Origin of the sequence: Hoyosella sp. YIM 151337, assembly GCF_026041215.1 — a bacterium.
Lineage (GTDB): Bacteria > Actinomycetota > Actinomycetes > Mycobacteriales > Mycobacteriaceae > Hoyosella.
The window spans coordinates 1-19,381 of record NZ_JAPEIQ010000043.1 but is presented as its reverse complement, the minus strand read 5'-3'; the positions used below and the strand labels follow the sequence as shown (position 1 = coordinate 19,381).

General features: G+C 62.8%; 21 protein-coding genes and 1 pseudogene. 11 read left to right on the top strand and 11 right to left on the bottom strand.

What is annotated here, in order from left to right:
* Positions 1 to 5 precede the first annotated feature (5 nt).
* Genes ONR57_RS20455 through ONR57_RS20445 form a run of 3 tightly spaced genes read left to right on the top strand, consistent with a single transcriptional unit; the run spans position 6 to position 3,126 of the window.
* Positions 6 to 1,634, top strand: a complete 1,629-nt coding sequence (locus ONR57_RS20455) for an NAD(P)/FAD-dependent oxidoreductase (protein WP_265125557.1) — start codon at positions 6 to 8, stop codon at positions 1,632 to 1,634.
* Positions 1,622 to 2,374, top strand: a complete 753-nt coding sequence (locus ONR57_RS20450; RefSeq protein ID WP_265125556.1) for an SDR family NAD(P)-dependent oxidoreductase — start codon at positions 1,622 to 1,624, stop codon at positions 2,372 to 2,374. Before ONR57_RS20455 ends, ONR57_RS20450 begins: the two co-directional genes overlap by 13 nt.
* A gap of 26 nt (positions 2,375 to 2,400) precedes the next feature.
* Complete coding sequence (locus ONR57_RS20445) at positions 2,401 to 3,126, top strand: histidine phosphatase family protein (protein WP_265125555.1); 726 nt, start codon at positions 2,401 to 2,403, stop codon at positions 3,124 to 3,126.
* Between the two features lie 19 nt (positions 3,127 to 3,145).
* On the opposite strand, the gene ONR57_RS23545 is transcribed toward ONR57_RS20445, so the two are convergent.
* The 5 genes from ONR57_RS23545 to ONR57_RS20425 form a co-directional block, all read right to left on the bottom strand.
* The gene (locus ONR57_RS23545; protein ID WP_374116502.1) at positions 3,146 to 3,364 is read right to left on the bottom strand and encodes an Ig domain-containing protein; all 219 of its coding nucleotides are present in this window, start codon (positions 3,362 to 3,364) and stop codon (positions 3,146 to 3,148) included.
* Entirely contained in the window at positions 3,346 to 3,687 is a 342-nt protein-coding gene (locus ONR57_RS20440; protein ID WP_265125554.1) for a 2-oxo-4-hydroxy-4-carboxy-5-ureidoimidazoline decarboxylase, read from the bottom strand. The genes ONR57_RS23545 and ONR57_RS20440 overlap by 19 nt, the downstream gene beginning before the upstream one ends.
* A 125-nt stretch (positions 3,688 to 3,812) precedes the next feature.
* Complete coding sequence (locus tag ONR57_RS20435; RefSeq protein WP_265125553.1) at positions 3,813 to 5,003, bottom strand: alpha/beta hydrolase; 1,191 nt, start codon at positions 5,001 to 5,003, stop codon at positions 3,813 to 3,815.
* Between the two features lie 57 nt (positions 5,004 to 5,060).
* Complete coding sequence (locus ONR57_RS20430; RefSeq protein WP_265125552.1) at positions 5,061 to 5,747, bottom strand: ABC transporter ATP-binding protein; 687 nt, start codon at positions 5,745 to 5,747, stop codon at positions 5,061 to 5,063.
* A gap of 22 nt (positions 5,748 to 5,769) precedes the next feature.
* Positions 5,770 to 6,819: an ABC transporter permease gene (locus ONR57_RS20425; RefSeq protein ID WP_265125551.1), complete on the bottom strand. Its 1,050-nt coding sequence runs from the start codon at positions 6,817 to 6,819 to the stop codon at positions 5,770 to 5,772.
* Between the two features lie 139 nt (positions 6,820 to 6,958).
* On the opposite strand from ONR57_RS20425, the gene ONR57_RS20420 reads away from it, so the two are divergent.
* Both ONR57_RS20420 and ONR57_RS20415 read left to right on the top strand, forming a co-directional pair.
* Positions 6,959 to 8,083 carry a sensor histidine kinase gene (locus tag ONR57_RS20420; RefSeq protein WP_265125550.1) on the top strand — a complete coding sequence of 375 codons (1,125 nt, stop codon included), beginning with the start codon at positions 6,959 to 6,961 and terminating at the stop codon, positions 8,081 to 8,083.
* Positions 8,080 to 8,700, top strand: a complete 621-nt coding sequence (locus ONR57_RS20415; RefSeq protein ID WP_265125549.1) for a response regulator transcription factor — start codon at positions 8,080 to 8,082, stop codon at positions 8,698 to 8,700. The genes ONR57_RS20420 and ONR57_RS20415 overlap by 4 nt, the downstream gene beginning before the upstream one ends.
* 131 nt (positions 8,701 to 8,831) lie before the next feature.
* On the opposite strand, the pseudogene ONR57_RS23425 reads toward ONR57_RS20415, so the two are convergent.
* The 5 genes and pseudogenes from ONR57_RS23425 to ONR57_RS20390 form a co-directional block, all read right to left on the bottom strand.
* Positions 8,832 to 9,272: pseudogene (locus ONR57_RS23425) on the bottom strand (DUF6036 family nucleotidyltransferase); the annotation flags it as partial.
* Positions 9,272 to 9,790, bottom strand: a complete 519-nt coding sequence (locus ONR57_RS20405) for a helix-turn-helix domain-containing protein (protein ID WP_265125547.1) — start codon at positions 9,788 to 9,790, stop codon at positions 9,272 to 9,274. The gene ONR57_RS20405 and the pseudogene ONR57_RS23425, both read right to left, overlap by 1 nt.
* A gap of 113 nt (positions 9,791 to 9,903) precedes the next feature.
* A complete protein-coding gene (locus ONR57_RS20400; RefSeq protein WP_265125546.1) occupies positions 9,904 to 11,085 on the bottom strand; it encodes an NADH:flavin oxidoreductase in 1,182 nt (393 codons plus the stop codon).
* Positions 11,082 to 11,993 carry an SDR family oxidoreductase gene (locus ONR57_RS20395; RefSeq protein WP_265125545.1) on the bottom strand — a complete coding sequence of 304 codons (912 nt, stop codon included), beginning with the start codon at positions 11,991 to 11,993 and terminating at the stop codon, positions 11,082 to 11,084. The genes ONR57_RS20400 and ONR57_RS20395 overlap by 4 nt, the downstream gene beginning before the upstream one ends.
* Positions 11,990 to 12,790 carry an SDR family oxidoreductase gene (locus tag ONR57_RS20390; RefSeq protein WP_265125544.1) on the bottom strand — a complete coding sequence of 267 codons (801 nt, stop codon included), beginning with the start codon at positions 12,788 to 12,790 and terminating at the stop codon, positions 11,990 to 11,992. The genes ONR57_RS20395 and ONR57_RS20390 overlap by 4 nt, the downstream gene beginning before the upstream one ends.
* A gap of 87 nt (positions 12,791 to 12,877) precedes the next feature.
* Here ONR57_RS20390 and ONR57_RS20385 point away from each other — a divergent pair, with 87 nt between their 5' ends.
* The 6 genes from ONR57_RS20385 (at position 12,878) to ONR57_RS20360 (ending at position 17,777) form a co-directional block, all read left to right on the top strand.
* On the top strand, positions 12,878 to 13,660 hold the full coding sequence (locus tag ONR57_RS20385) for an enoyl-CoA hydratase family protein (RefSeq protein WP_265125543.1): 783 nt from the start codon (positions 12,878 to 12,880) through the stop codon (positions 13,658 to 13,660).
* Positions 13,653 to 14,513 (top strand): CoA transferase subunit A, encoded by an 861-nt coding sequence (locus tag ONR57_RS20380; protein ID WP_265125542.1) that lies wholly within the window; start codon positions 13,653 to 13,655, stop codon positions 14,511 to 14,513. The genes ONR57_RS20385 and ONR57_RS20380 overlap by 8 nt, the downstream gene beginning before the upstream one ends.
* Positions 14,510 to 15,259 (top strand): CoA-transferase subunit beta, encoded by a 750-nt coding sequence (locus tag ONR57_RS20375; protein ID WP_265125541.1) that lies wholly within the window; start codon positions 14,510 to 14,512, stop codon positions 15,257 to 15,259. Before ONR57_RS20380 ends, ONR57_RS20375 begins: the two co-directional genes overlap by 4 nt.
* Positions 15,256 to 16,317, top strand: coding sequence for a nitronate monooxygenase family protein (locus ONR57_RS20370; protein ID WP_265125540.1), 1,062 nt, complete (start codon positions 15,256 to 15,258; stop codon positions 16,315 to 16,317). The genes ONR57_RS20375 and ONR57_RS20370 overlap by 4 nt, the downstream gene beginning before the upstream one ends.
* A 3-nt stretch (positions 16,318 to 16,320) precedes the next feature.
* Complete coding sequence (locus ONR57_RS20365) at positions 16,321 to 16,692, top strand: nuclear transport factor 2 family protein (protein WP_265125539.1); 372 nt, start codon at positions 16,321 to 16,323, stop codon at positions 16,690 to 16,692.
* Positions 16,693 to 16,826: 134 nt separating this feature from the next.
* On the top strand, positions 16,827 to 17,777 hold the full coding sequence (locus tag ONR57_RS20360; RefSeq protein ID WP_265125538.1) for a hypothetical protein: 951 nt from the start codon (positions 16,827 to 16,829) through the stop codon (positions 17,775 to 17,777).
* Positions 17,778 to 17,875: 98 nt separating this feature from the next.
* On the opposite strand, the gene ONR57_RS20355 is transcribed toward ONR57_RS20360, so the two are convergent.
* Complete coding sequence (locus ONR57_RS20355; protein ID WP_265125537.1) at positions 17,876 to 18,895, bottom strand: LacI family DNA-binding transcriptional regulator; 1,020 nt, start codon at positions 18,893 to 18,895, stop codon at positions 17,876 to 17,878.
* Positions 18,896 to 19,381: the final 486 nt, after the last annotated feature.

Genomic DNA, 19,381 nt, shown 5'->3' with positions numbered 1-19,381 from the left:
TGACCATGCGTGAGCACCGAGACGGTGTACACGACGTCCTCGTCGTGGGGGCCGGTGTTGCTGGCCTCTACGCCATTCACACTGCCCGCCAGGCACAGCTCGATGTCGTCTGCCTCGAGGCCGGGGACGGCGTGGGAGGAACCTGGTACTACAACCGGTATCCCGGCTGCCGCTGCGATGTCGAGAGCATCGACTACTCCTACTCTTTCGACGACGAGCTGCAGCGTGAGTGGCGGTGGAGTGAGCGTTACGCGACCCAGCCAGAGATCCTGGCGTACCTCAACCACGTCGCGCAGCGGTTTGACCTCCTTCCCCACATCCGCTTCAGAGAGCGCGTCGAGCAGGCTCACTTCAGCGCCCAGGAATCGGTGTGGACCATTCGCACGGCGTCAGGAAACACCTATCGGGCACGCAACGTCATTTTCGCGACCGGGTCGCTTTCCACCCCGAATATTCCCGCGCTGCCGGGTGCTAGTGATTTCGCCGGCGAGGTGTACCGCACCGCGCAATGGCCAGACACGTCTCCGTCGTTCGAGGGTAAGCGTGTCGCTGTGATCGGTACGGGATCGTCCGGCATCCAGACCATCCCCATGGTCGCTCGCGAGGCCGCCTCGCTCACCGTTTTTCAGCGCACCGCCAACTACAGTGTTCCAGCATTCAACCGTCCACTCACCGACGAGGACTACAAGCGCATCGTCCGGGACTATCCGGAGAGACGACGCAACGCGCGCGTGAGTGGCGGCGGTTCACCACACCAAGCGCACCCGCAGAACGCCACGGAGGTAACTGCTGAGGAACGGCGCGCGGCATTCGAGGCGACGTGGCGCACCGGAGGTGTCCTCTTTAGCAAGACGTTTCCCGATCAGAACATCGATCACACCGCGAACAAGTACGCGCGCGAGTTCTTCGAGGAGAAAATCCGAGATATCGTTCGCGACCCAGATATTATCGACGACCTCATACCTACCGACCACCCCATTGGCGCGAAGCGCATTTGCACTGACACGGGGTACTACGAGACGTTCAACCGGGACAATGTCGCACTGGTCAACCTGCGGCGTGAGCCGATCGAGGCCGTTACATCCAGCGGGATCCGCACCAGGGCAGCGCATTACGAGTTTGAGGTCATTATCTACGCGACTGGTTTCGACGCGCTGACGGGAACCCTGCAGCGCATCGACATTCGGGGCGCCGGTGGCACACGCCTGGGAGATCTGTGGCGGAACGGACCGGTGACGTACCTCGGGATGCACATTCCCGGTTTCCCCAACATGTTCGTCGTCAACGGCCCCGGCTCGCCAGCGGTGCTCGCGAACATGATTCTGACCTCGGAGCAGCAGGTGGGCTGGATCATCGACTTGATCACCCATTGTGCACAGACCGGTGTGCAGCAAGTCGAGGCCCGCCGGGACTCCGCTGAGAAGTGGACCGAACACGTCACCGAACTTGCGAACAGCACCCTCCTGCCACTCGCCAACTCGTGGTACGTCGGCGCGAACATTCCCGGTAAGCCGCGCACCTTCATGCTGTACTGCGGCGGGCTCGGCAATTACACGACTATCTGCGAGGACGTGAAGGCCGCGGGATATGAGGGCCTCGTCCTTATGACAAGGAGCCACCAATGGGCAAGCTAGCAGGCAAGGTCGCCGTCATCACCGGTGCGGCCCGTGGCCAGGGCGCTGCCGAGGCGAAACTGTTCACCGACGAAGGTGCTCGCGTGGTCGTCGCAGATGTCCGTGAGGATGAGGGGAACGAACTCGCTCGTGCGCTGGGCTCTACGAGCCGCTTCACGTACCTCGATGTTTCACAAGAGGATTCGTGGAACGCGGCGATCAGCTGCACGCTGCGGGAGTTCGGCCGCTTCGACATTCTCGTCAACAACGCAGCTGTCTATTACCCCACATCCCTGGCAGACGCTAACGGTTCGGCAGACGCCTTCATGCGGGCTGTGGAGATCAACCAGCTCGGGGTATTCCTCGGCATGCGCGCAGCCTCGTCCCACATGTCGCCTTGCGGTTCCATCGTCAATATTGCATCTACTGCCGGAGTCAAGGCGCTGCCCGGCTACTCCGCGTATGTCGCCTCGAAATACGCGGTGAGAGGGCTCTCTAAGACCGCGAGCCTTGAACTCGCGCCAACACGCATCCGGGTGAACTGCGTCCTCCCCGGGATGGTGGACACTCCCATGATCACTGATCGGCTCGCCGATCCAACCGTGCAGAAAGTCATGCACGACCTGCCCATTGGACGCGCCGCGAGCGCCGACGAGGTCGCACGTGCCGTCCTGTTCTTCGCCTCAGACGATTCGTCGTACTGCACCGGCACCGAGCTGGTGTGCGACGGCGGACTGACAACTGGCGTTCTCCCCCGATGAAACACCCACATAGAAGGAAGATCAACATGAGTTACACACAAGGCAAGCACACCCGCGTTGTCGTGGCTCTCGCCGCAGCCGCCTCCCTCGCCGCTGCCACTGCATGCGGGACGGCGGAAGCCGCGAATCCGCACACAGATGTCACGGTCACGTTCGTCCGGCATGGGGAATCGTATGGCAACACCTCGCAGGTGATAAACACTTCGATTCCCGGTCCTGTGCTGACTGAGCGCGGGCACCAGCAGGCGAAGGAGACAGCAGCGCAACTTGGGGACCGCGACATCGACGCGATCTACGCATCCGTCATGCCGCGCGCCCAGCAGACCGCGCAGTATCTTGCCGATGAACTCGCCATGGACGTGCGCGTGCTGCCGGGCGTGGAGGAAATCCAGTTCGGTCTCGACGGCCTCACCCACGACCAGGCGGGTGACACACTGTTCAGCGTCCTCGACAGCTGGCTTTCTGGTGACGTGAGCGTGTGCTTCGAGGCTCCCGGCGAGTGCGGAACCGAGTTCCAGACCCGATTCAATGACGCACTCGCCGCCATCCACAAGACACGCAACCAGAACTCGGTGGTTTACGCGCACTCCGCGTCGGTGATGATTGGCACCCTCCTCAACGACCCGGGGCATGACCTCGACATCTGGGGCGCTGACACGCTGCGGAACACCGGGATCGTCACGCTCGAGGGTTCGCCGCGGAATGGCTGGAAGATCGTCGAGTGGAACGGTGAACCCTTCCCGCCCGCGTGAGGTTTCGCCTCCACTGCCCCTAGCTCCCCGGCAGCGTGATGGAGCCGCACAGGGAATCGGTGCATTGTGCTTCCTCGATCACCAGGGTGGCCTGGAGAGACGCGGCGGGATCAATCCCGTTGTCTGCGCTTACAGTGAACTCGAATATGCCGGCCTGCGTGGGTGCACCCGATAGCGTGCCATTGGCATCGAGGCTGAGGCCGGGCGGCAGGACACCGATCAATCCCCCAGCAACCACTCAAGCCGGTGCATCGCGAGGGTGCGCAACTCGTAGGACTGCGCGGCTGGGGTTTGCTGCGTGGCGGCTGTATCACCGTGTTCCGTCCATGCGCCGCCGCCACCGACCCGTTCGGTAATCTGCGCGTGTTTCGCCAGCGCCGCCGATACCTCCTGCTGTGTCCAGCACATCGACGCCCGCTCAGCGAATTCCAGCAACCGGTCCACGGACGGGAATGGGCGTTTGTCGACGATCGTGTTGACCCACCGCGGTATGTGGGCGACTGAGATGAGCAGCGCTGCCGCCCGTTCCGGGCTGAGCGAATTGAAATGCGCGATCGTCATACCCCACCACCTGTACTAGTAACAAGAGTCGCTATTGCAGACTGAATGCAGGCTACGAAGCGCACTTTTTCTGGTGGTGACGCTGCTGTAACGGCCGTGTGAAGGGCGCACAGGCACAGCTACGGTCAGCGCCGAATGCGAACCCGGTGCAACACCCCCTCCACCGTCAGCAACGACGAGATCAGTCGCGGCATGACCAGTCTCAGCGAGAATCGGCTCCGCCGTTCGAGTTCAGCGGTTCGTTCTGCGACCGAGCTGAGCTCTCGCTGCCGCACTGCGTCAGTGATCTCCACAGCGGCTCGGGGCCTCGAATCCAGAAGGCTATGCCCGGTGTCCGTGAAGACAACAAGCGTCACATTTGGACATGAATATGCGAGCCGCTCCGCGACCACGCGTGGTGACCGCATATCCCGTGCACCGTGCACCACGCCCACCGGGCAGTCAAGCACGGCCAGTGCGGGCCGCAGGTTTTGCGGTTCACCTGGATACGGGCCGAACTTCTCGGCCATCGGCGCGAACAACTCAATGGGGTCGAATGGCTGACCATCCGGCTGTGAACTATCCACTTCGCGATGCATAATCACGCCGACCAAGTCGTATTCCAGCAGGTACGGCTGCGTCTTCCCGATCTCGTTGTCGGCCAGTCTTGCCACGAAGTTCCACGCCCACTGCTGGCCAGTAAGTCTCGCCTGCAGCATCTTTCGTGCCAGCTCTACCCCACCGAACTCGTACACGGGGGCCACGACGTTAACGATCTGCCGCTCAGAGACCCGGCCACTGCGGACCAGCTCGTCAACCTCCGCAGTTAATGGGCCGTCCCCGGTTACGAGGGCACGCACAGCCCGCCGGCGTTCCTCGTGATCATCAGCGGACGAAAACGTGGAGTCGAGTACCACTCCCTGAACCCGCTGTGGTGCGGCGATCGCGAGCCTCTGCGCCAACCATCCCCCGTAGGACGTCCCATAGACGAGCACCTCGTCCCAGCCCAGCTCGTCAAGCACGGCAAGTGCGTCGTCGATGACAGCGTCCACAGTGAGCGCCGACAGCGGAAGATCGCTCCCCTCGACGCATCGGCGCGATGCGCCCACCCCACGATGTTCGATCATGGCGATTCTGTACCCTGCCGCCGCGAACCGTTTCCTCAACCGGTGGTACGGAAGAATCGACGCGAGCCCTGGACCGCCAGGGAAGACAAGGACCCGGTGACCGTCTTCGGGGCCTTCAACTGCGAACCGCAGATCAAACTCGGGAGGCCCAGGGCGCCGCAATGACCGAACACCGGGAAACTTCAGTACGCGGGTTTCACTGAGCGCCACTAGCCCTCCTGAGTCGGGATCAAGATCACTATCCAGGCTATCGCGTATACGTACCCCTCAGCTCGCTACGATCCCGACGCGACTCAGCCTTCCGTCCCTCATTTGCACAATCCGGTCCGCGTCCGTGAGCGTGCTGAGGTCGTGGCTGACGAGGACTGCGGCGAGCTTGCGGGTGCGCACGAGCTCGCAGATCATGGCGACGATCTCCTTGCCGCGTTCGGAGTCAAGCGATGCAGTTGGTTCATCGATGAGCAGCAGCGAGGGATCCGCCATGAGCGCGCGAGCGATATTGACGCGCTGGCGCATTCCACCGGACATTTCGTGAGGCCGACGGTGTGCCGCGTGAGCGAGTCCGACCTCTTCAAGCAGCCGAATGGCCTTGTCACGGAACGCCCGCACGCGCATGCCGCGCATGTCAGCAGACAGCAGGAGCTGATCTAGTGCGGTCAAGGCGGGCAGGAGGTTGTCCTGTTGAAAGACGAACCCGATCTCGTTACGGCGCATCTTCGCGCGCTGCTTCTGACTTAACGAACGCGTGCTCGCGCCCGCTATCACGACATCCCCCTCATCTGGTGTAACGAGCGTGCCTGCGACGGCCAGCAAGCTTGACTTGCCGGAACCGGATGGCCCGGTGACCGCCACTAGCGCCCCTGGTGGCACGTCGAGGCACACGTTGTCGAGAGCTGTGAGGCGACCGTCCCCGTCCGGATAGGTCAGAGTGACATTTTGGAGAGCGAGGCTCATGGCAGTACTTCCTTCATTCTGGTCAGCGCTGAAGCGCGACGAGGGGGTCAACGGTGGTCACTTTCCGGATCGCGAACGCTGCGCCAACGAGGCCGAGGATCGTCATGCCCGCGACGGGAGCAACTACAGCGGCGAAGGACAGCTCGATCGGGACCACGGCAGATGCAGCGGCTGCCAGGGCGATGCCGAGTGCTGCACCAACCATCTGCCCAGCAGCGAGCACGATGAGCGCCTGTATCAGGCCGTCACGGAGCAGGTACGCTCGTGTGCCCCCCATCGCGCGCACCACTGCGAGATCGCGTTGCCGCTGCGCGGTCCACACCGCGAAGAATGCACCCACGACAAGTGCGGAGATAACGAGAAGCATCGCCTGCATGGCGCGCAGCGAGCCGTTTTCCGCCGAGAAGCCTGGAACAAGTGTTACCGAGTCTGCCATCGGAACCACAGTTGTTCCCGCCGGTGCCGCCGCCGGAACGTCCGTGGTGATGATGGCGCTCAGGTCGTCGCCACTATTGAGGGAACGCCAGGTTTCAAGCGTTGTGTAAACGACCGGGGTGTGAGCGAAGAACCCTGCCTGACCGATTCCCCGCACGCGCAGCGAGTGGTCGCCAATCATCACGGTGTCCCCTGCTTCAGCGCCGAGTTCCTCCGCAGCCGCCGCCGGGAGAAGAACGTCACCGTCAGCTGGCAGTGCGCCCGTATCGGCCGCGGGGAACAGATCGGGTTCAGCGCCGAATACTGTCGCTGCCACCATCGTGTCCCCGTGAGCGAGCTGCACCGACGTCACGCCGAGCGCGGACAGCACCGGGGTATCCAACCCAGCCGCGACACCCTCATCGACCTTGCTCTGCGCGAGTGTTGTGGCGTCCCCATCGGGAGCCTGCTGCACCACGAGGGCCGCCCCCGGAAGCCGTTCCACTCCGGACACTGATTGCCCAGCAAGGCCATTGGTGAGCGCAGACAACGCTACAACCATCAAAGCCATCATCGCGATCACCGTTGTGATGAGCGTGAACCGGCCGCGGGCAAATGCGATATCCCGCAGGCCGATGAACGCCAGCGAACTCTTCATCGTGCTTCCTTTTCGTGGTCCGAAACTGTTGCTGACAGATTCGCTAAGGAGAGGTACGTGCGGCTTCGCGCAAACGGTGAGATCTTTCTCCATCGAAAGTTGGAGGGACCGGGCTTCGCCCGGCAGCAATAATCGTGGAATGCCGCGAACTCTTTCCGATCGGACAGCACGCCTCGCTGGGGGCATTCTTTTCGCTGTGCTGCTGACTGTAGGGATCGTGCAGTCGATCGGCGATGCGGCCACCGTGGCCGCGGCTGTCGTTTTCGGAGGGTGGTATCTGGTCTCGCTGCGGCTCGACGAGCGCAACGACACCCAAACCAGGCTCTGGCTGGTGGTGTTGCTCCTCGGCTGGGCCACGTTGATCGCACTAAGCCCCGCATTCGTGTGGCTGGCTTTTTTACTTACTGTTCTCACCTGGCATGTGCTGCCGTGGAAGGCGGCGCTGCCACTGGTGCTCACAATTGCCGCTGGATCAGTGGCATCGTTCGCGTGGCACCACGACCAGTTGCAGGCAGCGGCCGTGCTCGGGCCGGTTATTGGTATCGCGACCGCGGTGGCGATCACCGAGGTCTACCACCAGATCCGTCGTCAGTCCGAACAACTTATACGGGTTCAGAAAGAACTGTCAGCGCGCGAACATGAAGCGGGGCAGCTTTATGAGCGGGAAAGGCTGGGCCGGGAACTGCACGATACGGTGGCGCAAAGCCTCACGTCGATCACTATGTTGCTCCGATCCGCGCTCACCCATACGCCCGAGACTCACCCGCACCGGAGGCAGTTGGACGTCGCTCTCGACACCGCTCAGGACGCGCTGGCACAAACCCGGGGCTTCATCCGCGGTTTCGCCACGACTGACGGCGCTACGCTTCCCGAAGCGATCCTGTCCGCGGCAGAACGCACCCGGCAGCTGGGGCTGCCGGTGACCGTTGAGCAGCAGGAGTGGAATCGGCCACTCCCTGTTCCGCACAAAGTTGCGTTGCTCCGTGTGACCCAAGAAGCGCTGGCAAATGCGGTTCGGCATGCCAGCGCATCCCATGTGCTCATCCGCCTAGCGGTTACCGACACGTGCGCGGAGGTCAGCATCAGCGACGACGGGTGTGGATTCGACGCTGCCTCGACGAAGGTTCCTCGCCCTGACGGCAGCGGGTACGGGCTCGCTGGCCTCACCTCGCGGATCGAAGAACAGGGCGGCACGCTCACTGTCACATCCGAGTCGGGCGCTGGTTCGACCGTCACAGCCCGCATCCCGATCGAGGCGCCATGATCCGTGTTGTGCTGGTCGACGACCACCCCGTTGTGCGAGCCGGGCTCGCTGCCGTTCTCCATCCCAACGGAGACATCGAAATCTGTGGTGAAGCGGCTACCGCCGCAGAGGCACTGACCATTATTCAGTCAACCAGACCTGACGTGATTCTCATGGATCTCAATCTCGGTGACGGAACCGACGGGGCGAGGGCGACACAGCTGATTCGGCGGCTGCCGAACGCACCGCGAGTGCTCGTGCTCACCACGTATGAAGACGACGCGAACATTGTCCGCGCGGTCGATGCAGGCGCAACTGGCTACTTGCTCAAAGACGCGCATCCCGCCGAGCTTGCGCGCGCGATTCGGGCTACTGCGCGCGGCGAAACAGTGCTGGCTGCCCCGGTCGCTTCACGGCTTCTCAACCGCGTCACCGGATCAGATACGGCGCTTACCCCGCGTGAACTCGAGATCATCACCGAACTCGCGCGGGGCGGCTCTAACCGTGACATCGCGCGGCGCCTGTCGGTTTCCGAGGCAACCGTGAAATCACATCTCGTGCAGATCTTTTCAAAACTCGGAGTCGACAGCCGGACGAAAGCTGTTCTCGAGGCACAGAAGCGCGGGCTGTTGTCGTAGGTGGCGCCTTGACGCACTACGCTCGCAGCCACGCGCGCACGCTCCACAGCGAATGTGCGCTGTTCAGGCACTGTGAGGAGGCGGTCCGCTATCAGCTCACTGTCGACCAGCCGAGCTCGGAGCAAGGCACGGACGAAGTTGAGGTCCTTTTCGCGGTATGCGCAAAGCTTCGCGACACAGAGATCCTCCTTGTCGAGACACCAGCCGATATATTGCGGCGAGCCAGAAGGCGCGGCGGTATTCGGATTCTGCACCTTAACCAGGCGATCGCGCCAGCCGTCGGGAAGGATCGCAGTCGTGACATCGACACCATCGATACTGAAACCATGCTGTTCCTCATACAGGGACCACTCACCGGCAACACCCTCGATCATGTCCGCTAGCTGCGCCCCCTCCGAGTTGTCGTCTGTCACTGGAAGAGTGTTGACCTCGGTTGACATCGTCGCCTCAGGTGGAAGCTGGTCCTCGCGATAGGTACCCAGGATCGCTTGGGACCCGATCACGATCACAGCTGGCTGCCCGACAATCTGGCACGCCGCACGGATCGCGTGCTCCAACTGGTCGAGCCGCATCAGCCCGCCTTGCCAAGCACTCCGGATCGCTCCGATTGCGACAGCAGCCCGCCCATCGGGGACACCTCACGCATCTCAATCGACGCAGTATCCAGGCCAGTCATTACCCGCCGCAGCCCAGGCACGTCTCCGCTGTCGACGAGCTTCCTCCATGCCTGTAAGTTCCGCTCATGTGGCTGCCCCTGAACGTTTTCAATCAGCCGTTTCAGATTTCGCTGAATCGCCGGCGCCCACTCATTCAGAGTCTGCCGATCCAGGTGCGTGGCGAGTTGGCGGTGCAGTCGCCAGGACCGCTCCACAGAGCGCGCTAGCTCGGGCCTTGTTGCCCGCCGATCAACCTCAAGGCGATATCCCATACAGGAAAGCAGCCGGTCGAGCATGCTGTCGCTCATCTCGACGCGTCCGGCTAGAAACTTGCTGATGCTCGGCTGCTTCACTCCGCTGACCCGTGACAGCGCGGACTGGGTGGTGCCAGTCTCAGACATCACCTGACGCAGCAGATCAGACTGTACAGGCATACGCGAACTATAGCACTGCATGCTATAGGGTCAGACATGCGTAACTGGACCTGGCAACCGCGGCACCCGAAATCCCATCTCAGCCGTGTAACTGAGATGGTGCCGCGCGATCGTCAAATCTCGTCAACCCGTTCGACACAGTTCAGGACACACCGAGTACGCGTGAAGATTGTCGGCATGCACTTGTTGCAGTGAATGCACAGTGACTGCGCGGTCGGGTTTTCCTTCAGACGGTTGATCAAATCCGGTTCCCGCAACAGTGCCCGCGCGATCGCGACGAATTCGAAACCCTCCGCCATCGCGGTGTCCATCGAAGCTCGGTCTGTGACCCCGCCGAGCAGCACGAGCGGCATCCGCACTGCAGCTCTGACCTGTCTGGCCTGGTCAAGCAGGAAAAGATCGCGGTATGGGTAAGCCTTGAGGAACGCCCGCCCGCCGAGCCGAATCCCGAGCCGCATAGGCTGCGGCATCGCAGCCGCGAACTCCCGCACTGGGGCATCACCCTTGAACAAGTACATCGGGTTGAGCAGTGAGCTCCCTGCCGTCAATTGCAGCGCATCGAGATGACCGTCCACGTCCAGCCATTTCGCGACCTGGATCGCTTCATCCAGCCAGAACCCTCCTGGCACACCGTCATTCATATTAAGCTTGGCGAGCACCGCGATGGAGTCGCCAACTGCGATCCGCACCGCTTCCGCAATCTCCCGCGCTAGTCGCGCCCGGTTCGGCAGGCCGCCGCCGTACTCATCGCGTCGCCGGTTCAGCCGCGGGCTCAGGAACGAACTCACAAAGTAGTTGTGACCGAAGTGGATCTCGACCGCATCGAATCCTGCATCGACCGCGATACGCGCCGCCTGGGCGTGCGCGCCGATGATCCGGCGGATGTCACCGATTCCGGCTGCACGCACCGGACGCATACTGAGCGGGCTGAACATCCGCGACGGAGAAACTGCCCGCAGTCGCGTGGACTTCTCGTTCGCGACAGGACCCGCATGCCCTATCTGCGCCGAAATCGCCGCGCCCTCGCGGTGCACCGCATCGGTGAGACGGCGCAGGCCCGGCAGGGCTTCGGGCCGCATCCACAACTGCTCGCGCTGGGTTCGCCCTTCGGGCGCCACCGCACAGTACGCGACTGTCGTCATGCCGACCCCACCCGCAGCGACCGCACAATGGAAGTCGATCAGATCATCTGTCACGAGCGCGTCTGGGGTGCGTCCCTCAAATGTCGCGGCTTTAATCACGCGGTTACGCAACGTAACTGGACCAATCCGCGCGGGGGCGAACATGTCGTTCATGCGTGCGTGCCGTACACGGGTTCGGGGTCGGCAGCCTCAGAGAGCAACTCTTTGATGACGGGCCCGAGTTCCGCTGGCGCCCAGCGTTCCCCCTTGTCCCGCGCCGGGCCGTGCCGCCAGCCTTGCGCAACTGACACTTTGCCCGCTTCGACTTCAAACACCCGCCCCGTAACGTCGGACGATTCGCTGCTGCCTAGCCACACCACTAGCGGGGAAACATTCTCTGGGGCCATCGTGTCGAAACCCTCACCTGGCTTCGCCATCATGTCCGCGAAGGTCTGCTCTGTCATCCGGGTACGCGCTGCGGGGGCGATCGCATTGACCGTCACCCCGTAGCGCGCGAACTCGGCTGCGGCGACGAGCGTCAGGCTCGCTATGCCCGCTTTAGCTGCCGAGTAGTTGCCCTGCCCGACGCTGCCGAGCAAACCGGCGCCGGAGCTGGTGTTGATGATCCGGGCGTCACGCTGACTCCCGGCTTTAGCTTCGTTGCGCCAGTATGAAGCCGCATGCCGCATGGGAGCGAAGTGCCCTTTGAGGTGCACCCGCATGACCGCATCCCATTCCTCCTCACTGAGGTTCACGAGCATACGGTCGCGCAGGAAGCCGGCGTTGTTAACCAGCACGTCGAGACCGCCGAAGGTGTCGACCGCGGCCTGGATGAGTCTGCTTGCGCCGTCCCAATCTGCGATGTCGTCGGTGTTGGCGACCGCACTGCCGCCCGCGGCCATTATCTCATCAACAACCTGCTGCGCTGGAGCGGACGAAGGGTCCGAACCGTCCGTTGCGACGCCGATGTCGTTGACCACGACACTCGCACCTTCCGCCGCGAAGGCGCGAGCGTGAGCCCGGCCTATTCCCCGTCCCGCTCCGGTCACGATGACGATCCGCCCGTCGGCGATGCCGCTCATTGATTCCCTCCGATATGTGCGTTATTCACTGATGCTGCGGCGAGGAAGGCTGGCCGTTCCCCGCCTCCGTGGACTTCAAGTGCTGCACCGGTGACGTATGAGGCGAGGGGCGAGGCGAGAAACGCCGCGCACATTCCGATCTCCTCCGGCTCTGCCAAGCGCCCCAGCGGCACAGTCGCGCCGACCGCGGCGATCCCGTCGTCGTCTCCGTAGTGCAGGGACGAAAGTTCGGTGCGCACCATGCCGACGCGCAGCGCATTGACGCGGACCTTCGGTGCCCATTCCACAGCGAGGCTCGAAGTGAGGTTGTCGAGCCCGGCCTTTGCCGCTCCATACGCGGCAGTACCCGGTGACGGCCTAGTGCCGCTCACGCTGCAGATATTGACGATGGAACCACCGTGCTCCTGAGCCTGCATGTACCTGTTGGCGTGCTGTGCGACAGAGAGGGGCGCCAACAGGTTTAAGCCGACAACCTTCTGGTGAAATCGCGGCGAAGCATCTGCCGCAAGCGCGTATGGTGCCCCGCCAGCATTGTTGACTGCGACATCGATCTTGCCGTGCCGGTCGATGATGCTGTCGACAAGGTCGGCGACAGACTGGTCATCCCGGACGTCGCACGGCAGAAATTCCGCGTTGCGTCCTGCCGCCTGGACCGGCTCACCTGGTTCGTTTCGCGCGCAGCACACGACAGTCGCACCGAGCCGCAGGAATGTCCGGGTGATTCCAGCCCCGACTCCGCGAACTCCTCCCGTCACAAGTACAACGGCCCCGTCGAGGCCGAAGGACGGTGCCGACATAGTGAACCTCCAAACTCTCGCCTACCGGTTGGACCGGTTCCCTGCTACCGTACCAAGCAAGTGTTAGGTTTGGTAGCGGAGGTAAATATGGCAGCAGCCGTCAGTTCGGTCCACACCGGGAAACACATCCGCGTGGTGACGATGAACGCGCCACCCGTCAACGCCCTGACCGTGCAGGGGTGGTTCGACGTCGCCAGCGCGATTACCACCGCGGGCAACGATCCTGACTGCCATGTGGTTGTCCTTCGCGCTGAAGGGCGCGGGTTCAACGCCGGAGTGGACATCAAAGAGATCGAGCGCAGCGCGGGATACGAAGCACTCATTGGAGCTAATCACGGATGCGCGGCCGCGTTCGCAGCGGTCTACGACTGCAAGGTCCCAGTGATCGCCGCCGTAAATGGGTACTGCCTCGGTGGCGGCATCGGTCTCGTCGGCAATGCCGATATCGTCGTCGCTTCAGACGATGCGACTTTCGGTCTTCCTGAAGTCGACCGGGGCGCACTGGGCGCAGCAACACACCTGGCCCGGCTGGTCCCCCAGCATTTGATGCGGGCTCTTTACTACACGGCCGGTACTGTCACCGCGCAACAACTGCTGCACCACGGCTCTGTCTACCGTGTCGTCCCCCGCGATGAACTCGATGAAGCGGCGCTCGAGGTTGCTCGCGCGATCGCTGCCAAAGACACCCGCGTCATCCGCAAGGCGAAGGAAGCAATCAACGGCATCGACCCGCAGCCTGTCCACCGCAGTTACCGGTACGAGCAGGGCTTCACGTTCGAACTCAACCTTGCCGGGGTGTCTGACGGCGCACGCCAGGAGTTCCTCGCTCGCACAGGCGGAAACACGAATGGGGAGAACGTGAATGGCTGACAAGCGCATGACGCTCGACCAGGTCGTCGGCGAACTCGAAGACGGGATGACAATCGGGATCGGTGGGTGGGGGTCGCGCCGCAAGCCGATGGCTCTGGTGCGGGCAATCCTGCGTTCTGAGCTGAAGGACCTCACCATCGTTTCCTACGGCGGACCTGATGTCGGTCTTCTTGCCGCCGCGGGGCGAATCAAAAAGCTCGTGTTCGGCTTCGTCACGCTCGACTCGATCCCGCTCGATCCGCACTTTTGCCGAGCACGGCAAGACGGAAAGCTGATTGTCGCCGAGTACGACGAAGGAATGTTCGCCGCCGGACTGTCAGCGGCAGCAAAACGGCTGCCGTTCTTGCCGATTCGTGCTGGCTTGGGTTCGAGCGTCGTCACGACAAATCCTGATCTTAAAACGGTTCGCTCGCCCTATTCCGACGAGGAACTCATCGCGATGCCCGCGCTGCGGCTCGACGTTGCGCTCGTCCACATGAACCGCGCCGACATACACGGCAACGCTCAATACCTTGGCCCAGACCCTTATTTTGACGATGACTTCGCACTTGCCGCGGATCGATGCTTCGTGTCAGCCGAAAAGGTCATCCCGACAGATGAACTCACGCGGGGCAAACCAGTCCAGACACTGTTGCTGAACCGCAGCGCAGTCGCCGGGGTCGTCGAAGCCCCGAATGGTGCTCACTTCACGTCGTGCTACCCCGATTACGGTCGGGACGAGACGTTCCAGCGCCGCTACGCCGAAAGCGGCAAAACAGCAGAGGGGTGGCGCGAATTTCACGACCGCTTCCTTGTCGGTGACGAAGCGAGTTACCAGGCTGAGGTCACGAAACTGAGGGAGGAAGCCGCATGAGTGACGCCACCCGTGCAGAAATCGCCGTGGTCGCCTGCGCTGAACTCTTCCACGGTGACGGCGAAATCGTGGCCAGCCCAATGGGATTGGTGCCCCAGCTCGGGGCGAAACTCGCGCGCCAGACATTCGCGCCGGACCTGCTGCTCTCCGACGGAGAGGCCTACCTCCTCACCCCCGAGTCTGACGCGGGCCAGAAGGTCATCGAGGGTTGGCAGCCGTTCAAGAAAATGCTCGACGTCATCGTCCCGCACGGTAAACGCCACGTCATTATGGGCGCGAGCCAGATCGATCGCTTCGGCAACCAGAACATCTCCGCCATTGGGGACCATTCCCGGCCCACCCGGCAACTGCTCGGGGTGCGCGGCGGCCCCGGCAACACCGTCAACCACCGGACGAGCTATTGGGTGCCGCGTCATTCCACACGCGTCTTCGTCGACGCCGTCGACGTCGTGTCTGGGGTCGGATACGACAACGCGCAGAAGGCGGGACCAGCCGCGACCGCATTCCACGATGTGCACAGGGTCGTCACTAACCTCGGAGTATTCGACTTCGAAACACCCGACCGGTCAATGCGCGTCGTGTCGGCACATCCCGGTGTCACGCTTGACGAAATAACCGCAAACACCGGTTTCGCACTGGACAAGTCCAGCGTTACCGAAACCCGAATGCCGACGGACGAGGAACTGCACCTCATCCGCAACGTCCTCGATCCAAAAAATCTGCGCGACAAGGAGGTCCGTGCATGACGTTACGCACCGCACTCACTGACCTCGTGGGCGTGCGGCACCCGATCGTCCAGACAGGTATGGGCTGGGTAGCTGGCCCGCGGCTCGTGACAGCCAGTGCGCAAGCAGGTGCGCTTGGCATCCTCGCTTCCGCGACGATGACGTATGACGAACTGGCGCGAGCGATCCACGAGACGAAGGAGCGTACCGACGCACCGTTCGGAGTGAACCTGCGCGCCGATGCTGAAGACGCGCATCAGCGGGTCGACCTGCTCATCCGAGAGGGGGTGCGTGTCGCGTCGTTCGCACTCGCCCCCAATCAGGCCATGATCGGCAAGCTCAAGGACGCCGGGATCGTCGTCATTCCGTCAGTCGGCGCGGCCAGGCACGCGGAAAAGGTCGCGAGCTGGGGCGCCGACGCCGTCCTCGTGCAAGGTGGTGAAGGCGGAGGCCATACCGGTGGCGTCGCAACCACGCTCCTGTTGCCATCCGTGCTCGACGCGGTCGATATCCCGGTGATCGCGGCCGGCGGGTTCTTCGACGGACGCGGTCTCGCGGCGGCGCTCGCGTATGGTGCCGCGGGTATCGGCATGGGTACACGCTTCTTACTGACGCAGGAAAGCACTGTGCCGGAAGAAGTGAAGCGCGAGTACCTCGCCCGCAGCCTCAACGACACAGTCGTGACCCGCAAGGTCGATGGCATGCCGCACCGAGTGCTCCGCACGTCGCTGGTCAATCATCTCGAACAATCCGGACCGGTCCGGGGCCTCGCGCATGCCGCCCGCAACACGAAACGTTTCCAGAGCCTCACCGGGGTTTCGTGGCGCGGGCTGGTTCGGGAAGGGCTCGCCACAAAACGCGAAAACAACCTGACGTGGTCGCAACTCATGATGGCAGCGAACACACCCATGCTCTTGCGGGCCGGTCTTGTGGACGGCAACACCGACGCGGGTGTCCTCGCCTCGGGACAGGTGGTGGGCATGATCGAGGACGTCCCCACCGTCGCCGATCTCGTCGGCCGCATCATCACCGACGCCGAAATCCGGCTCGCAGAACTCAGCAAACTCACGGAAGGATGAAACATGGCTACACCTGAACAGATTCGCGAAACCGTCGCACAATATGCGAAACGACTCACTGCGGGGTCCGCATCCGACATCGCGGACCTCTACACGGCTGACGCGACGGTCGAAGATCCCGTTGGCACACCCCTGCATGAAGGCCGCGATGCGATCGAAAAGTTCTACGCCACGGTGTGCCAAGCAGACATCGCCGCCGAACACCAAGGTGTGCGCGTCGCCGGCAACAGCGCGGCGTTTGGGCTGAGAGTGGTGGCCAAGGCTGGCGAGCAGACGATCACAGTGCACCCCATCGACGTCATGACGTTCAATGACGACGGCAAGATCACAAGCATGCGGGCGTTCTGGTCACAGGACGATATGACAGTGGAGTGAGGTTGCTGCCCTGCTCGTGACGCCGTGTCGATATCGCGTCAATTTCGGAATTCACCGGACGTCATTGCGGCGGATCGCTAGCGTAACCACATTCGCCGAAGTCATGGGACCCCGGATCAGATGTGGAGAACGTCATGGAGATGCCGCGAAGTACCCGTCTTACTCGTCGACGCACGACGGTGCTTCGCGGCGTCGTCCCTACGGGCATCCTCACTGCCGCAGTGCTCGCGTTCCCGGCCACCGCGACCGCTCAGTTGCCCGCCGAATGCACGCAGACAGCTGGCGAGGTGACATGCGTTTACGACACCCCTGGGGCCCATGTTTTTGAGATTCCGGCGGGGGTGGACACACTCGAAATATCGGCTGTCGGTGGTCATGGCGGCAACGGCTCAGACGGCGGTGGACTCGCTGGCGGAGCTGGCGGTTTAGCGGGAACCGCTACCAGCACGCTGAGCGGTTTGTCGGGCCCACTTTTCGTTTTCGTCGGCGGTAACGGTGCAGATGGCGCGCCTATATCACCGGGTGCAGGCGGGGTGAATGGCGGTGCCAGCGGAGGCGCCGGAGGCACCGCTGGCGGGGGCGGCGGCGGTGCGTCCGATGTGCGCACGGATGCTGCCGATCTGGACTCCCGACTCATCATCGCCGCAGGCGGAGGTGGTGGCGGTGCCAACGGCGGCGCGGGCTCCGCCCCTGGCGGGGACGCTGGAGACAACGGAGGCAACGCGTCCGGTCAGGGCGGCGAGGCGGGAACCGATACTACGGGAGGTAGCGGAGGCGCGGGAGTTACTTCCCCTTTCCGTGACGGCGCAAGTGGCGTCCTCGGTATCGGCGGCACAGGCGGTCTCGGATTTGGCCCTGCGGGCGGCGGCGGAGGAGGTGGCTTTTACGGCGGCGGGGGCGGCGGCGGCTCGAACGAGGCTCAAGGAGGCGGCGGCGGAGGTGGAGGTTCCTCCCTCGGCGATTCCACCGGGATTGCCCAAAGCACCGAGTCCCCCAGTGTGACAATCACATACACCGCGCCAGAAGATCCCGGCTGCCAGGGATCCCTCTGCATCGACTTCAGCAGCCTAATCGGACTCAGTTAGTGCGGCTGCAGTACTTGAGTGCGAAGGCGTCTGATCTGCCGCTGTCGACCACAGCGGTGACACATCTTGATCGTCCTTGCCGCTCCCAGGTGCGCCGCCTACGTCCGCGGCGGAGCACCCGTTGAGTCTCCGACCACGAGCTCAGTGCCAACCAACACTGCCGGACGGACCGATTTCCGGCCCATCAAGTCGATTGCCATCCGGGCCGCCACCCTCGCCTGCTCCGCGATCTGTTGATCGATGGTGGTGATTCCGAAGAGTTTTGCCATCGGGTGCCCGTCAAAGCCTGTGAGGGATACGTCGCCGGGCACTCGGACTCCGCCCCGCTGAAGCTCACGCAGCGCGCCGAGCGCAATCTCGTCGGAGTAGGTGACGACAGCGGTGGGCGGCTCGTCGAGCCCGAGAAGCCGGCGGATACCTTCGCATCCGGATTCGGCTCTGTAAGGCAGCCGAACGATGTATTCCGGCCGGACCTCCAGGCCGGCGGCAGCGAGACTGTCCGTGTAACCCCGAAGGCGCGCAGCGGCCGAAGAATAGTACAGCGAAGCGGGATCATTGACCGTGATCGTGGCGATTCGTTCATGCCCCAGGCTGGTGAGATAGTCAGTTGCCGCTCGCGCGGCAGTGTGGTCGTCGATCATCACGTACGGGTAATCCAGAATCTGACCGCCAGCGACCACTACGTGAACCTTGAGGTCCGCAAGCCGCTCTGCTTCCCGTTCGTCAAGCGGAAGCGAGATCAGCAGCACCACATCGACCTTTCGCCGTGCAGGCAAGTTGGTAAAGAACTGGGTTCGCAGCTCCGACTGCTCGACCTGATACAAGAGGACGTCTATTCCCCTTGTGCGCAGTTCGCTTTCGATGGTTTCAAGCATCGCCGCGTGGAACCATCGGGTAACCCTCGGGACGAGGACCGCAACCCTCTGTGTCGTTCCGCGGGCGAGGCCAGACGCCTCGGGAGATACAACATAGGCGAGGCGCTCCGCTTCGCCGCGCACCCTCGCCCGAGTAGCAGCGCCAACGCCAGGCGCATTACTGAGTACCCGCGACACCGTGGCGAGAGAGACACCAGCCGCGCGGGCAACGTCGGCCATTGTCACCTCATGAGAGCGTGGCATCAGATTTGCGCTCCGTTCAACCCTTGACAGCCACCGTGGTGTCTTAGTTATAGTAACGCAAACGCTTACGGAAAACGCTTGCGTGGCATAGAGCACATATACGATAACTACTCTCAGCAGGACCTGCGGAGCACACCCTCCGCGCTCTGATGGCGCTCAGCGCCTGCATCACCAGTCTTCACCGACGGGCCGACCGGGGCTGCCGAAGCAACGAGCTGGGGCGGCGCTTGCACGGCTGACTACAACGCCAACTCAAGCTTCAGAACATTCGAAGAAAGGACATTCGCGCCTTTATCCCTCACTCACATGTCGATCGTGAGTGCAAAGTTAGGAGCCAGTACATGGAACCTCGGTTCCACAGAACGCGCTCGCGCAGATGGCAGCGTTGCGCTGCTATCTCAGCGGCCGGAGCGCTCTCTTTAAGTCTTGTGTCGTGTGCGTCTGATGATGGTGTTGTCATCAATGTGTATGGGGGTACTGCGGCGG

What these genes read in the sequence shown, in the direction of transcription:
- ONR57_RS20455 (WP_265125557.1), top strand. Translation starts at nt 6, where the DNA reads ATGCGTGAGCACCGAGACGGTGTACACGACGTCCTCGTCGTGGGGGCC.
- ONR57_RS20450 (WP_265125556.1), top strand. Translation starts at nt 1,622, where the DNA reads ATGGGCAAGCTAGCAGGCAAGGTCGCCGTCATCACCGGTGCGGCCCGT.
- ONR57_RS20445 (WP_265125555.1), top strand. Translation starts at nt 2,401, where the DNA reads ATGAGTTACACACAAGGCAAGCACACCCGCGTTGTCGTGGCTCTCGCC.
- ONR57_RS20440 (WP_265125554.1), bottom strand. Translation starts at nt 3,687, where the DNA reads ATGACGATCGCGCATTTCAATTCGCTCAGCCCGGAACGGGCGGCAGCG.
- ONR57_RS20430 (WP_265125552.1), bottom strand. Translation starts at nt 5,747, where the DNA reads ATGAGCCTCGCTCTCCAAAATGTCACTCTGACCTATCCGGACGGGGAC.
- ONR57_RS20425 (WP_265125551.1), bottom strand. Translation starts at nt 6,819, where the DNA reads ATGAAGAGTTCGCTGGCGTTCATCGGCCTGCGGGATATCGCATTTGCC.
- ONR57_RS20420 (WP_265125550.1), top strand. Translation starts at nt 6,959, where the DNA reads ATGCCGCGAACTCTTTCCGATCGGACAGCACGCCTCGCTGGGGGCATT.
- ONR57_RS20415 (WP_265125549.1), top strand. Translation starts at nt 8,080, where the DNA reads ATGATCCGTGTTGTGCTGGTCGACGACCACCCCGTTGTGCGAGCCGGG.
- ONR57_RS20405 (WP_265125547.1), bottom strand. Translation starts at nt 9,790, where the DNA reads ATGCCTGTACAGTCTGATCTGCTGCGTCAGGTGATGTCTGAGACTGGC.
- ONR57_RS20400 (WP_265125546.1), bottom strand. Translation starts at nt 11,085, where the DNA reads ATGAACGACATGTTCGCCCCCGCGCGGATTGGTCCAGTTACGTTGCGT.
- ONR57_RS20395 (WP_265125545.1), bottom strand. Translation starts at nt 11,993, where the DNA reads ATGAGCGGCATCGCCGACGGGCGGATCGTCATCGTGACCGGAGCGGGA.
- ONR57_RS20390 (WP_265125544.1), bottom strand. Translation starts at nt 12,790, where the DNA reads ATGTCGGCACCGTCCTTCGGCCTCGACGGGGCCGTTGTACTTGTGACG.
- ONR57_RS20385 (WP_265125543.1), top strand. Translation starts at nt 12,878, where the DNA reads ATGGCAGCAGCCGTCAGTTCGGTCCACACCGGGAAACACATCCGCGTG.
- ONR57_RS20380 (WP_265125542.1), top strand. Translation starts at nt 13,653, where the DNA reads ATGGCTGACAAGCGCATGACGCTCGACCAGGTCGTCGGCGAACTCGAA.
- ONR57_RS20375 (WP_265125541.1), top strand. Translation starts at nt 14,510, where the DNA reads ATGAGTGACGCCACCCGTGCAGAAATCGCCGTGGTCGCCTGCGCTGAA.
- ONR57_RS20370 (WP_265125540.1), top strand. Translation starts at nt 15,256, where the DNA reads ATGACGTTACGCACCGCACTCACTGACCTCGTGGGCGTGCGGCACCCG.
- ONR57_RS20365 (WP_265125539.1), top strand. Translation starts at nt 16,321, where the DNA reads ATGGCTACACCTGAACAGATTCGCGAAACCGTCGCACAATATGCGAAA.
- ONR57_RS20360 (WP_265125538.1), top strand. Translation starts at nt 16,827, where the DNA reads ATGGAGATGCCGCGAAGTACCCGTCTTACTCGTCGACGCACGACGGTG.
- ONR57_RS20355 (WP_265125537.1), bottom strand. Translation starts at nt 18,895, where the DNA reads ATGCCACGCTCTCATGAGGTGACAATGGCCGACGTTGCCCGCGCGGCT.